This window comes from Pseudomonas sp. LBUM1673 (assembly GCF_059695645.1).
In genome coordinates this window covers 2,229,555-2,243,705 of record NZ_CP166780.1, presented here as the reverse complement: position 1 = coordinate 2,243,705, position 14,151 = coordinate 2,229,555, and the positions used below count along the sequence as shown (strand labels likewise).

The following is a 14,151-nucleotide window of genomic DNA, read 5'->3' as shown; positions in this document are numbered from 1 at the left end:
TTACCGCCCCTGCTTCGTGGCGACACGACCGGTCGCCGGGTCGATGTACTGGCTGCCCGCTGGCAGTGCGTCATAGTCGGCCTTGGTCTTCGGCGTGGCGGGTCCGCGTGCCGTCGGGTTGCTACCACTACCATGCATGAGCAACTCGGCACCTTGGCGGGCTGGCGGTGCGCCGGTTGCGTTAGCCCCCGGCACCGCTGGACCTTGACCAGCGCTTTCGTCTGGCGTGGCCCCACCCAGCAGCGCGGCGAGCTCGTCAGTGGACGCGCTACGCTTGAAGGGCTGCCCGTACGGGCGGTAAGAATTCGTGGACGCGTCGAAAATATGGCGCTGGACCAGATTGTCGGGACCGCCCAGAGGTTCGTCCAACGTCTGCCGAGGGGCCGGCGTTCTCTGCCGCGCAGAGTCGGCAGCCATGCGGGCCTGGCTCTGCTGAAACTGGCTGGCGGACTGACCCTGGCTTTGCTGGAACTGCTGCGCCATGCGCTCTTGCGATTGCTGCCATTGTTCGGCCTGTTGCTGACGGTGCGCTTCCAAACTGCTTTGGCCATAGGCCTTTAAGGTGTCGTCGAGCGGCAAGCCGGCTGCCGCCAACTGACGACTGAGCGGGTCAAGTTTACTGAGGAACTCAGGGTCGGCTGACAACTGCTCCATCCGGGCAGCCATTTCCTGTTTGCGCTGCGCAGCCTCGGCACGGGACTTACTCGAGGCGAGTGCGTTTTGCGCCATCGCTTGCTGATAAGCGGCCTGCTGCTGCTGGGCCTGCTGCTGTTGCATGCCCGCGAGCGCCTGGCCCATACGGGCACCGCCACCAGGGTTGCCTTGCTGCGGGCCGCTGGCGAGCATTAATTGCATACCAAGCTGACCCAGTGGGGTATTCATCCCACCGATGCCTTGATTCAACATTTCCACGATTGTGGCCATTTTGGTAACTCCTCCGGCAGCAGGCCGGCGATCAATGCAAAGTGGGTTGAGTCGCGGCCTTTTCGGCAACGGCCTCGGTGATGAGGTGTTCGTGCGCGTCGAACAGCGGCACATACACGGCAGGTGCAGACATCCATGCCGGCTGAGCTTGCGGCGCGGCAGCACCGAACAGGCCGTAACTCGGTAGGTCGGCGGACGGCTCCAGATACGTGGCTTCGATCAACGCCGATACGAGGACGCTGTGGTTTTTGGTAATCGGTACGATTTTGCTCACGGCTGGCTTCCTTCTGAAGGGGTGCGGTGGGGTTGGCGGTTGGCACAGCGACGGGTACGAAGCGCGGCGAGTTCGGCGTCGAGCATGGCCTGGGCCTTGACGCGCAGCTCTGGCGGCAGGTCGTCGAGTTGTTCAAACACGAAGTGGCGACCGGCGTCGTCATCAATCAGGCGGGCATTGACTCTCATGGCGACGTTCTCCTGGTCGCGGATACCGGGCATCAACGCCACGCGCAAGCGGCACTCGACGTCAGTCAGGAAAGAAGTTTTGGTGAGGATGAAGTCGGCTAGCTGTTCAAGGTCGTAGCCCTTGGCAGGCCTTCCACCTTTTGGACTGGCGGATGGCACATCGAAGGCTTGCGGCAGGTCGTCGCGGTGCAGGGTGAAAAACGACGGGGACAGGTCGGCCAGATCGGCCAGTTGCTGCGTGGTGATGGCGGTGGTCTTCATTTCCGAACCTCCCCCCAGAGGTTTTTGTGAATCTAGAATATACGCCTAGTTATTCCTTTTGGGTATTGGACTTATAGTTGTTTTTGTTGTATTAGAGATTAATCCGACAGGCGGCATTGGCGGGGTTAGGCTAGCTGTGCTAAGCGTTTAAGCGATTGACCTGGGACGGGTGCTTAAATAGACAGCTTTATAAAATTAGAGAGGGGATTTAGGGACTGATAATTAAGCGCGGACTGCTTTAGCACGGGGGGTCTTAGCTGGATAACGGCTAAAATTTTGCGGGGGATTTTTTGGAAAATTAGGCAGGATTTTAAAAATTAGTGTTGAGGGCTCTGGTGTGTATTACGTATGTGACGCGAACGAGAAAAACGGTACCCCACCTACCCACCCCGACCATTCCAGCCGCTGCCCGCTCCCCTGGCAGTCCAGCCCGCAGCCCTCCGCCCTTCCTCCCTCCGTCATCGAGTCGAGCTATCAACGATCTGATTGTGTGCTGGCGAGGGGTAATGATTCGGGAGGGATGCCCTGTTTGCCTGGGGCTTTGCTCGTATTCAATTGGGTACACTCTATTGACCGCACGTCGGATGAATACAGCTACGTGACTTCCAGCCTTGCGTTCTCGCTCATTGCTTACCAGAATGGCTATGTCTAGAACCTAATGAATACAGGTGATGCGATGGACATTGGTTATATTCGGGTCAGCTCGGCGGACCAGAACACAGTCAGGCAATTGGATGGTGTGCATCTAGACCAAGTGTTCACTGACAAGGTCAGCGGCAGCACAGTGGACAGGCCAGAGCTGCAAGCCATGCTGCGATCTGTTCGAGGTGGCGATACCCTACACGTCCACTCTATCGACCGCCTGGCGCGCTCTCTGGCGGACCTTCTGGCGCTGGTCGAGGGGCTGACAGCCAAGGGCGTGGCTGTTCAGTTTCACAAGGAGCAGCTGCTGTTTGCGGGCGAGCCCAACCCTATGCAGCAACTCATGCTCTCCCTGCTCGGCAGCGTGGCACAGTTCGAGCGGAGCATGATCCGGGAACGACAGCGGGAAGGCATCGCCAAGGCCAAGGAAGCCGGCGCCTACAAAGGGAGGGCTAAGGCCGTCGATGACTCGGCGATACGGCTGGCGGTAGAGAATGGGATGTCCTATCGGGATACGGCTAAGCACTTAGGGGTTTCCCTTAGTACAGTGCAACGGGCGATGCGGGGGTCACAGGAGAGTTAAATGCGCATGTTGCAGGGTTGAACCTAGCAACACACCCGAACCCAGCAACAACCCAGCAACACCAACGCGCCGCTCTAGCACAAGGGTTTCAGCGAAATCGACAGGGAATGTTGTCAGGTGTTGCTAGGTTTTCCCCTATTCCGTAACCATACACGTCTATACACACTACACAGCACATATATAGTCATACTATTTACAGCCTCTTTTTATTTCTCTCTAAGAACATAAAAAACCTAGCAACATAGCAACAACTACTGTGCAAGCCCCGGTCTAGAGCGGTGCTTTCATGTTGCTGGGTTGGTTGCTAGGATTCATCAAACCCAGCAACCCAACAACACCTGTGCCCTCCCCGCCAAGTGCTCAGCACCGGCATCGGCAAGGGGCATTGCTGGGGGCATGTGCCTAAGCTCATTCCGCTAGATGCCCAAATTAGAGCCTACCAAGCCTTAAGCCTCGGATGATCGTCCACAATCAGCACTGACTTCATGACAACTCCCTGTGCAAAGACCCGACGATTGCGCACGAATGCGCTCCGGACGACGACGGACCGGACGCAACGACTTTCGCATGAGGGGCAGGAAGAATGTACCTGTCAGAAATGATAGTACCGACGAACGGTATCCCCGGAATCAACCGATCCGTTGTCGATTCCACTCATGATCCTGGGACGGTGCAGCTTCACACACAGGCGGGTCGATGAGCGCCATCAGTCGTTGAATGGCCACAAGATCAGGCAGCGCGGCGTGGCCATCGTAGATCAACGAGTAATGAACCTGGCGGTTATCGAGGAAGAACTCAGGCAGGTCCAACGCCCCACCCGCCAACAAGGCATTGATGACCACCAGATCGAACGGCTCGCAACCGTACTCAACCAGAGTCAGCATCTCCACAAGGCTTTGCACCGGTGCCACCCGGTAATAACCGAGCTGATTGAACAACCGCTCGGTTTTCATTCGATGAAAATGCTGCTCGTCGGCGATCAGGATACGTAAGGCTTTATTCGGCAAAACAGGTCCCCCTGGAGGGTGACAGATTCGTGGTGGAGCAAGGCTACGGAAGACTTGTCGCGCCTTCTGTAGGACTTTTCTTAAAAGTACGTGCCTGTATCCGACGTAAATATCAAAAGACCGCAGCCTTCGGCAGCGCCTGCGATTTGGCAGCATTACTGCCAACCAAACCTGCGGATGTAGAAGCCTTTCACCGCCTGGGTCAGCGCCATGTACGCCAGCAGAATCACCGGCAAGAACACGAAATACAGCGACGGCAGCGCCTGCAGCTTGAAGTAATGCGCCAGCGGCCCCATCGGCAGGAAAATCCCCACGGCCATGATCACGCCGGTCATGATCAGCAGCGGCGTGGCGGCGCGGCTTTGCAGGAACGGGACCTTCGGCGTGCGGATCATGTGCACGATCAGCGTCTGGGTCAGCAGCCCGACCACGAACCAGCCGGACTGGAACAGGGTCTGGTGGTCCGGGGTGTTGGCATCGAACACGTACCACATCAAGGCAAAGGTGCTGATGTCGAAGATCGAACTGATCGGGCCAAAAAACAGCATGAAACGCCCGACATCCGCCGGCTGCCAGCGTTGTGGTTTTTTCAGCATGTCATCGTCGACGTTATCGAATGGAATGGCGATCTGCGAAATGTCGTAGAGCAGGTTCTGCACCAGCAGGTGCATCGGCAGCATCGGCAGGAACGGAATGAACGCACTGGCCACCAGCACCGAGAACACGTTGCCGAAGTTCGAGCTGGCGGTCATTTTGATGTACTTGAGCATGTTGGCGAAGGTCCGCCGCCCTTCGAGCACGCCCTCCTCAAGCACCATCAGGCTCTTCTCCAGAAGGATGATGTCCGCTGCTTCCTTGGCGATGTCCACCGCGCTGTCCACCGAAATACCGATGTCGGCGGTGCGCAGTGCCGGTGCGTCGTTGATGCCGTCACCCATGAAACCGACCACATGGCCGTTGCCCTTGAGCAGACGAACGATGCGCTCCTTGTGCGATGGCGTGAGTTTGGCGAAGACATTGGTGGTCTCCACCGCCACCGCCAGTTCGGCGTCGCTCATGCGTTCGATGTCGTTGCCCATCAGCAGGCCTTGCTGTTCCAGCCCGACTTCGCGGCAGATTTTCGCGGTCACCAGTTCGTTGTCGCCGGTCAGCACTTTCACCGCCACCCCGTGAGCGGCCAGGGCCTTGAGCGCTGGCGCGGTACTTTCCTTCGGTGGATCGAGGAAAGCCACGTAGCCGATCAGTGTCAGGGCCCGCTCATCGGCCAAGCTGTAACTGTCGCGCCCTTCGATCATCGGCCGCGCCGCGACCGCCACCACCCGCAGGCCTTCGGCATTGAAGGTGGCGGTGACCTGGCGAATCCGCGCCAGCAATTCATCGCTCAGCGCCTCGTCGGCAACGCCATGGCGCACCCGAGTGCACACCGCCAGCACTTCTTCCACCGCGCCTTTGCAGATCAGCAGATGCGGCTGATCACGCTCGGCCACCACCACCGACATGCGCCGACGGGTGAAGTCGAACGGGATCTCGTCGACCTTGCGAAACGCCGTGCCGACTTTCAGTTCACGGTGCACTTCAACGTGTTCCAGCACCGCCACGTCCAACAGGTTTTTCAGGCCGGTCTGGTAGTAGCTGTTGAGGTAGGCCATTTCCAGCACATCATCGCAATTGTTGCCCCAGACATCGACGTTGCGCGCGAGGAAGATTTTGTCCTGGGTCAGCGTGCCGGTCTTGTCGGTGCACAGCACGTCCATGGCGCCGAAGTTCTGGATCGCGTCGAGGCGTTTGACGATGACTTTTTTGCGCGACAGAAACACCGCACCCTTGGCCAGGGTCGAGGTGACAATCATCGGCAGCATTTCCGGGGTCAGGCCCACGGCGATCGACAGCGCGAACAGCAACGCTTCGGTCCAGTCACCCTTGGTGAAACCGTTGATGAACAACACCAGTGGCGCCATGACGAACATGAAGCGGATCAGCAACCAGCTGACTTTGTTGACCCCGGCCTGGAACGAGGTCGGTGCACGATCGGTGGCACCGACCCGTTGCGCCAGCGCGCCGAAATAAGTGTTGTTGCCGGTGGTGAGAATCACCGCCATCGCCGTGCCGGACACCACGTTGGTGCCCATGAACAGGATGTTGTCGAGGTCCAGCGGGTTGTGGGTGTCGTTGTCCTGCTGACGAGGAAACTTCTCCACCGGCATCGATTCACCGGTCATCGCGGCCTGGCTGACGAACAGGTCCTTGGCGTTGAGCACCCGGCAATCGGCGGGGATCATGTCGCCGGCCGAGAGCACGATCAGGTCACCCGGCACCAGTTGTTTGATCGGCAGTTCAATGCGTTGCGCACCGCTATCTGCCATCTCTCGACGCATCACCGTGGCGGTGTTGCTGACCATCGCCTTGAGGGCGTCGGCAGCCTGGTTGGATTTGGTTTCCTGCCAGAAACGCAACAAGGTCGAGAGCACCACCATGGAGAAAATCACGATGGCGGCTTTCAGGTCTTCAGTCAGCCAGGAGATCACCGCCAGTAAGGTCAGCAGCAGGTTGAACGGATTTTTGTAGCAGTGCCACAGGTGCGTCCACCACGGCAGCGGTTGCTCGTGCTCGACTTCGTTGAGGCCATATTGCCCGCGCAGCGCATCGGCTTCGGACTCACTCAGGCCGTCGTTGTGGCTGCCGAGGTTATCCAGCAGTGGGCCGGTGTCGCTGTTGGCGGCGACGACCAGGGTTTGCGCGAGCGTCGGCGGGACCTCACGACTGACCGTGGTGTCAGTGAAGTTTTCCAGCAACGCCAGTCGGCGAAAGTGCCGGGCGATGTGGCGGGTACGCAGGAATCCGGCGAAGAATTCTTTCAGCAAGGTAAGGTTCATGGCAGTGCCCCCCAGGGTCAGCCGGGAAACCTTCGAGCAGGCGTGTCGAGGCGCTGCGAAGTCGACAGGGGGTCGAACATCACACGCTGTGCGTCGATGAGAGGGACGTCGGGAGTCGGGCCGAAACCGGCCACGATCGGGATGCCGCTGCTCGCTTTTCGGCGAGACAACGGCACAAAAGGCTGCGCGTTATCTTGCCGAGAAGATGCCGGTTACCGAGACCGGCCGACAACTGTCACTCGAACAAGTACCCACTGAGGGTCTCCGCTATTGATGAAAACGCGCGAAGCTTACGCCGGGGTTTCTGCAGAGTAAACGCTGCAAAGGCGTATGACGGGGGGAATCGTGGGGTTCTTCAGGAAGGGTTCAGATTTGAGCTTCTGTGGTGCCTTTTAGGGCCCTATCGCGAGCAGGCTCGCTCCCACAATGGACCTGTGTTCGCAGGGCCAATGTGGGAGCGAGCCTGCTCGCGATGGCGGCCTTACAGCCGCAACAAATCTCAGCTGGCCGTGGCCAACAACACGTCCATCACCGACCGGCCATGCCCACGGGATTTGCCATGGTCATACAACGAGCCGGCAATTTCATCGGCGCGGATCGGCAGGATCGACAGCAAGGTGTCGCTCAACCCATGGCTGGCCTGACAGAAGCCCTGCATGTAGATGCCGGCCTTGCAACGCTCGTCGGTGATCAGCTTGTAGTTGCGATCGACCTCGAAATCGCCCAGGTACTGTTCCAGAGGCGCCAGCAGTTTGCGGTGCATCTGACGCTCGTAACCGGTGGCCAGCACCACAGCGTCGTAATGGCGAACCATGACTTCACCGGTGGCGTTGTTGCGTACCGCCAGCTCGATACCACGCTCGGTGGCGGTGGCTTTTTCGATAGTGGTCAGGGTACGGAATGCATGGCGCGCAATGCCCGAGACCTTCTGCCGATAGAAGATGCCGTAGATGCGCTCGATCAGGTCGATGTCCACCACCGAATAGTTGGTGTTGTGGTACTCGTTGACCAGACGCTCGCGTTCGCTGCTGGCCTGCTGGAACACCAGGTCGGTGAACTCTGGTGAAAACACTTCGTTGACGAAGGGGCTGTCATCGGCAGGTTTCAGGGCCGAGCCCCGCAGGATCATGTCTACCTGCACCGACGGGAAGCTGTCGTTCAAGTCGATGAAGGCTTCCGCCGCGCTCTGCCCGCCGCCGATGATCGCAATGCTCATCGGTTGGTTGTTCACGCACGGCTGCTTGGCCATGCGCTCCAGGTACTGGGAGTGGTGGAACACCCGACCGTCATCCTTGAGCGCCTTGAACGCTTCAGGAATGCGCGGTGTACCGCCGGCGCTGACCACCACCGAACGGGTGGTGCGCACATGCTGCAAACCCTGGGTATCGCGAGAAATCACCCGCAGTGCCTCGACCTGCTGGTTGTGCAGCACCGGCTCGATGGTCAGCACTTCCTCGCCATAGCGGCTCTGCTCGGTAAATTGCCCGGCGACCCAGCGCAGGTAGTCGTTGTACTCCATGCGGCACGGATAGAAGGTGCCGAGGTTGATGAAGTCCACCAGACGACCGTGGTGCTTGAGGTAATTGACGAAGGAATACGGGCTGGTCGGGTTGCGCAGCGTCACCAGATCCTTGAGGAAGGAGATCTGCAGTTCGCTCTGGGTGACCAGGGTGTTGCCATGCCAGCGGTAGTCCGCTTGCTTGTCGAGAAACAGCACATCCAGCTCGCCCTGGCTCGGCCCGCGCTCTTGCAGGGCAATGGCCAGGGCCAGGTTCGAAGGGCCGAAACCGACGCCGATCAGGTCGTGAACGATGGGCGATGCAATTGCCTGTGTCATTTCCAGTGTCCTCTGGATGAACCCCGGAGCAGCGGGGATAAAGCCTGGGTGACCTGACCGGCCATGTGCAGGACCGCAGATCGTCTGTTGAATAGGAACGAGGACAATGAAAAAAAATTTAACGAGGTCTGATTAAATCGCGTCGATCAATGGGCATCCCACTGGCGCATCCGCACCCGGCAATGCTTCATGGCATTGACGATGTGCTTTTCCACCAGCGCCCGGGAAATACCCAAGTGCTCGGCGATTTCCGGGTGCGACAAGCCTTCGAGCTTGCGCAGCAGGAAACTCTCGCGACACAGCCGTGGCAACTCCGCCAGCGCACGCTGAAGCATGTCCAGGCGCTGACCGTGATCGAGGCTGTTGTGGGGCGACGGGATGAAGTAGCGCTCTTCGCTATCGAGCACGTCCAGGGATTCGACCTGACGCAAGGCATTGCGGCGGTGGTCGTCGATCACCAGGTTGAGCGCGGTGCGATAAAGAAACGCCCGGGGTTGCTCGATCGGCGTGTCGCTGGAACGCTCCAGCACCCGCAGATAAGCGTCATGCACCACATCTTCGGCCACCTGACGGTTGCCTAGCTTGGCGTTCAGGAAACACACCAGCTCGCGATAGTAGTTTTCCAACATGACTCCCGGCCGCACAGGGTGCGGTTTCTATCCTTGAGCCAGATCCGCGACCGCCAGGTAGGCAGTGGCACGATGGTGGCAGTTTCGAGCGTGTAATTTATAGTAATTCTCATATAGATTTAAAGCGCTGTTTCTATTTGCCTGATAAATAGTGCTGTCCTATACCTGTAACCCTTGCCTGTAACTCTATGTGTCCACGCTTAAATTCCCCGCCTACCTTATCGTTTACAGGACAGCTCCCCGTGTCTGTCGGCCCTCCGACAGCGTTCGGCTGTCGGCAGATTGTGCGCCCCAGCTGAACGACGGGCCGATTCCTATTGGCCGGAACCCTGCATGAAACGTCCCCGTCACACCCGACGCGCCCTGCTTGTAGCCCTTTGTCTGATCCCCCTTATCGCCGTCGCGGCCTGGCAGGTTCTGCCTCCCGGTCGAGATCGGTTCGCCACGGTCCAGGTCGCTCGCGGCGACATTGAAAGTAGCGTCACGGCATTGGGGACCCTGCAACCGCGGCGTTATGTCGATGTCGGCGCCCAGGCCTCGGGGCAGATTCACAAGATTCATGTGGAGGTCGGCGACGTGGTCAAGGAAGGCCAGTTGCTGGTGGAAATAGACCCTTCCACCCAACAGGCCAAACTCGACGCCGGGCGTTTTTCCATCGACAACCTCAAGGCGCAGCTTCAGGAGCAACGGGCACAACACGACCTGGCCCGGCAGAAATATCAACGCCAACAAAACCTCGCCGCCGGCGGCGCCACACGGGACGAGGATGTGCAAACGGCCCAGGCCGAACTGCGCACAACCCAGGCGCGCATCGACATGTTTGAGGCGCAGATCCGCCAGGCCCAGGCCAGCCTGCGCAGCGATCAGGCCGAACTCGGCTATACGCGCATTTACGCACCGATGAGCGGAACGGTCGTCGCCCTCGATGCCCGGGAAGGCCAGACCCTCAACGCCCAGCAACAAACGCCGCTGATCCTGCGCATCGCCAAACTGTCGCCCATGACGGTCTGGGCCGAGGTCTCGGAGGCTGATATCGGACACGTCAAACCCGGCATGACCGCCTGGTTCACCACGCTCAGCGGCGGCAACCGGCGCTGGAGCAGCACGGTGCGGCAGATTTTGCCGATACCGCCCAAACCGCTGGATCAGACCAGCCGGGGCGGCGGCAGCCCGGCCAGTTCCAATAAAAGCGGCACTGCCCGCGTGGTGCTGTACACGGTGCTGCTGGACGTCGACAACGCCGACAACGCGCTGATGGCGGAAATGACCACCCAAGTATTCTTCGTCTCCAATCAGGCCAAAAATGTCCTTACCGCGCCGGTCGCGGCCTTGCAGGGCGGCCCGCAAGCGGACAGTCAATCGGCTCGAGTCGTCGCCCAAAACGGTGACATCGAGCAACGAACGGTGCGTACCGGCATCAGCGATCGCCTGAAGGTGCAGATCCTCGACGGGCTGGACGAAGGCGATCACTTATTGATCGGTCCTGCCGACGGCAGCGGAGGCTGAATGCAAACGCCCCTGATCGACCTGCAGGACATTCGCAAATCCTACGGTGGCGGCGACGCGCCCGAAGTTCACGTATTGCGCGGCATCGACCTGTCGATCCACGCCGGGGAGTTTGTGGCGATCGTCGGCGCTTCCGGTTCCGGCAAATCGACACTGATGAATATCCTCGGCTGCCTCGACCGGCCGACGTCCGGCGAGTATCTGTTCGCTGGCGAAAATGTCGCCCGACTCGACAGCGATGCATTGGCCTGGCTGCGCCGCGAAGCGTTCGGTTTCGTGTTTCAGGGTTACCACCTGATCCCGTCCGGCTCGGCCCAGGAAAACGTTGAGATGCCGGCGATCTACGCCGGCACCCCAGCGGCTGAACGTCACGCTCGCGCCGCCGCCCTGCTCGATCGCCTGGGCCTGGCCGAGCGCACCGGCAATCGTCCGCACCAACTCTCCGGCGGCCAGCAGCAACGGGTGTCCATTGCACGTGCGTTGATGAACGGCGGCCATATCATTCTCGCCGATGAGCCCACCGGCGCGCTCGACAGCCACAGCGGTGCCGAGGTCATGGCGCTGCTCGACGAACTGGCGAGCCAGGGCCACGTGGTGATCCTCATCACCCACGACCGCGACGTGGCGGCGCGGGCCAAACGCGTCATCGAAATCCGTGACGGCCTGATCATCAGCGACAGCGCCCGCGACAACCCCGCCGCCCAGACCTCGGCCAATCCCGGTGCGCTGCAAGCGGTGGATTTGCGCAAGCGGCTGACCGAAGGCGCCGAGGCCACCGGCGCCTGGAAAGGCGAGCTGGTCGATGCCGTACACGCGGCCTGGCGGGTGATGTGGATCAATCGCTTCCGCACCGCCCTGACGCTGCTGGGGATCATCATCGGCGTCGCCTCGGTGGTGGTGATGCTGGCCGTCGGCGAAGGCAGCAAGCGTCAGGTGATGGCGCAGATGGGCGCCTTCGGTTCGAACATCATTTATCTCAGCGGCTCGGCCCCCAACCCGCGCACACCGCCGGGCATCGTGACTCTGGATGACGTCGCGGCGCTGGCCAGCCTGCCGCAGGTCATGCGGATCATGCCAGTCAATGGCGCGGAGGCCGGGGTACGGTTCGGCAACGTCGACCACCTGAGTTATGTCGGTGGCAATGACACGAACTTTCCGGTGATTTTCAACTGGCCGGTGGTCCAGGGCAGCTACTTCACCGAGGCCGATGAACACAACGCGGCGGCGGTCGCAGTGATCGGCCATAAGGTGCGCACCAAGTTGCTCAAGGATGTCGCCAACCCCATCGGCCAATACATCCTGATCGAAAACGTGCCCTTTCAGGTCGTCGGTGTGCTCGCTGAAAAAGGCGCCAGTTCCGGCGATTCCGACAGCGACAACCGGATTGCCGTGCCCTACTCGGCGGCCAGTGTCCGGCTGTTCGGCACCCACAACCCCGAATACGTGGCCATTGCCGCAGCCGATGCGCGCAAGGTCAAAGAGACCGAAAAAGCCATCGAACAGTTGATGCTGCGCCTGCACAACGGCAAACACGATTTCGAACTCACCAACAATGCCGCGATGATTCAAGCCGAAGCCCGTACACAGAATACGCTGTCGCTGATGCTCGGTTCGATTGCGGCGATTTCGCTGCTGGTGGGCGGGATCGGGGTGATGAACATCATGCTCATGACCGTGCGCGAACGGACCCGGGAGATCGGTATCCGCATGGCCACCGGTGCCCGTCAGCGCGACATCCTGCGCCAGTTCCTCACTGAAGCGGTGATGCTATCGGTGGTCGGCGGGATCGCCGGAATCGCCCTGGCGCTGATCGTCGGCGGCGTATTGGTGCTCAGCGCAGTCGCGGTCGCCTTTTCGCTGGCAGCCGTCATCGGCGCCTTCGCCTGCGCACTGATCACCGGCGTTGTCTTCGGCTTCATGCCGGCCCGCAAAGCTGCCCGGCTCGACCCGGTCACGGCCCTTACCAGTGAATGATCGATCTATGAAACCGCAACTGAGCCTGTTGACCCTTTGCCTGTTACTCGGCGCGTGCAGCCACCCCGCTCCGCGCCCGGACAGCGGCATTCAACCCCCGCCGGCCTGGCAATCGCCACACCGCGAAAGTGCTTCCCAGACCAGTCGGCAATGGTGGACGCAGTTTGGCAGCCCGCAGCTTGATCGCCTGATCGAACAGGCCCGCGTCGGCAGTCATGACCTGGCCGCCGCCATCGCTCGAGTGCGCCAGGCTCAGGCCGACACGGTGATTGCCGGCGGCTCGCAGCTGCCTGAGGTCAAGGCCGGCATGAACGCCAACCGCCAGAAACTGCTGCATGGCAAGGGCTACAGTCAACTCGATGTCGATAGCAACGACAAGGCCGTGGACTTTTTCGACGCCAACTTCAGCGCCAGTTACGAACTCGACTTCTGGGGCGGCAAACGCGCGTCCCGAGACAGTGCGCAGCATGGTTTGCGAGCCAGCGAGTTCGATCAGGCCACGGTTGAGTTGACCTTGCTCAGCGGGGTTGCCAACAGCTACGCGCAAGCCTTGTCGCTGGGGGAACAGAGTCGCATTGCCGAGCTGAACCTGGCCAATGCACAGAATGTCCTGAAACTGGTGCAGACCCGTTTCGATTCAGGCTCGGCCACCGCACTGGAACTGGCGCAACAGAAAAGCCTGGTGGCGGCGCAACAACGGCAACTGCCGCTGATTCGCCAGCAAGCCCAGGATGCACTGATCAGCCTCGCCGCCCTCCTGGGCCGGCCGGTCCAGCAACTGCCGCCCAGCCAGGAGTCCTTCGATCAACTGCAGTGGCCAGCCATCGGCGCCGGGCTGCCCAGCGAACTGCTCAGCCGCCGCCCGGACATCACCCGCGCCGAAGCGCAACTGGCCGCTGCCCAGGCCGACGTCACTGTCGCTCGCGCCGCCATGCTGCCCGCCGTGACCCTGAGCGCCAGCCTCGGTTCGGGCGCCAACACGGCCAACGATATTCTGCGCAGCCCGTTCTACAACCTGACCACCGGGCTGGTCGCGCCAATCTTCAACAACGGCCGCCTCGGCGCCGAGCGCGACAAGGCCACGGCCCGTCAACAAGAACTGCTGGAAACCTATCGAGGCGCGATCATCAACGGTTTTGCCGACGTCGAAAAAACCCTCAACAGCATTCGCGGCCTGGATGAACAGCGGGAGTGGCAACGCGAAGAATTGAACCAGGCGCAGACCGCGTTCAACATCGCTCAAAGCCGTTATCAGGCCGGGGCCGAGGATTTGCTGACGGTGCTGGAAACACAGCGCACGCTGTATGCCGCGCAGGATTCGAATGTGCAACTGCGGTTGTCGAGGTTGCAGGCCAGTATTGCGCTGTACAAAGCGTTGGGTGGGGGGTGGCAGGCGCTTTGATCGAGGTTGTCTGTCACCAAAAACCTTGAACCGAACACTACCTATGTGGCG

General features: G+C 60.4%; 11 protein-coding genes. 4 read left to right on the top strand and 7 right to left on the bottom strand.

What is annotated here, in order from left to right; translation table 11 throughout:
• The 3 genes from ACA044_RS10090 to ACA044_RS10080 are packed head-to-tail and all read right to left on the bottom strand — an operon-like array spanning position 1 to position 1,647.
• The gene (locus tag ACA044_RS10090) at positions 1-924 is read right to left on the bottom strand and encodes a hypothetical protein (protein WP_497446222.1); all 924 of its coding nucleotides are present in this window, start codon (positions 922-924) and stop codon (positions 1-3) included.
• A 31-nt stretch (positions 925-955) separates the two neighbouring features.
• Complete coding sequence (locus ACA044_RS10085; protein WP_497446221.1) at positions 956-1,198, bottom strand: hypothetical protein; 243 nt, start codon at positions 1,196-1,198, stop codon at positions 956-958.
• On the bottom strand, positions 1,195-1,647 hold the full coding sequence (locus ACA044_RS10080; RefSeq protein ID WP_497446135.1) for a hypothetical protein: 453 nt from the start codon (positions 1,645-1,647) through the stop codon (positions 1,195-1,197). Before ACA044_RS10080 ends, ACA044_RS10085 begins: the two co-directional genes overlap by 4 nt.
• Positions 1,648-2,323: 676 nt before the next feature.
• Between ACA044_RS10080 and ACA044_RS10075 the strand changes: the two genes are divergently transcribed.
• Positions 2,324-2,872: a recombinase family protein gene (locus ACA044_RS10075; protein ID WP_497446220.1), complete on the top strand. Its 549-nt coding sequence runs from the start codon at positions 2,324-2,326 to the stop codon at positions 2,870-2,872.
• 629 nt (positions 2,873-3,501) lie between these two features.
• Here ACA044_RS10075 and ACA044_RS10070 read toward each other — a convergent pair.
• The 4 genes from ACA044_RS10070 to ACA044_RS10055 form a co-directional block, all read right to left on the bottom strand.
• Positions 3,502-3,879 (bottom strand): response regulator, encoded by a 378-nt coding sequence (locus ACA044_RS10070; protein ID WP_497446219.1) that lies wholly within the window; start codon positions 3,877-3,879, stop codon positions 3,502-3,504.
• A gap of 155 nt (positions 3,880-4,034) precedes the next feature.
• Complete coding sequence (gene mgtA / locus ACA044_RS10065; protein WP_497446218.1) at positions 4,035-6,752, bottom strand: magnesium-translocating P-type ATPase; 2,718 nt, start codon at positions 6,750-6,752, stop codon at positions 4,035-4,037.
• A 499-nt stretch (positions 6,753-7,251) separates the two neighbouring features.
• Positions 7,252-8,589, bottom strand: coding sequence for a lysine N(6)-hydroxylase/L-ornithine N(5)-oxygenase family protein (locus ACA044_RS10060; RefSeq protein ID WP_497446217.1), 1,338 nt, complete (start codon positions 8,587-8,589; stop codon positions 7,252-7,254).
• 146 nt (positions 8,590-8,735) lie between these two features.
• Positions 8,736-9,218: a sigma-70 family RNA polymerase sigma factor gene (locus tag ACA044_RS10055; RefSeq protein ID WP_497446216.1), complete on the bottom strand. Its 483-nt coding sequence runs from the start codon at positions 9,216-9,218 to the stop codon at positions 8,736-8,738.
• A gap of 333 nt (positions 9,219-9,551) precedes the next feature.
• On the opposite strand from ACA044_RS10055, the gene ACA044_RS10050 reads away from it, so the two are divergent.
• The 3 genes from ACA044_RS10050 to ACA044_RS10040 are packed head-to-tail and all read left to right on the top strand — an operon-like array spanning position 9,552 to position 14,100.
• Positions 9,552-10,724: an efflux RND transporter periplasmic adaptor subunit gene (locus ACA044_RS10050; protein ID WP_497446215.1), complete on the top strand. Its 1,173-nt coding sequence runs from the start codon at positions 9,552-9,554 to the stop codon at positions 10,722-10,724.
• Positions 10,725-12,698 carry a MacB family efflux pump subunit gene (locus ACA044_RS10045; protein WP_497446214.1) on the top strand — a complete coding sequence of 658 codons (1,974 nt, stop codon included), beginning with the start codon at positions 10,725-10,727 and terminating at the stop codon, positions 12,696-12,698.
• Between the two features lie 7 nt (positions 12,699-12,705).
• Positions 12,706-14,100 (top strand): efflux transporter outer membrane subunit, encoded by a 1,395-nt coding sequence (locus ACA044_RS10040; RefSeq protein WP_497446213.1) that lies wholly within the window; start codon positions 12,706-12,708, stop codon positions 14,098-14,100.
• Positions 14,101-14,151: the final 51 nt, after the last annotated feature.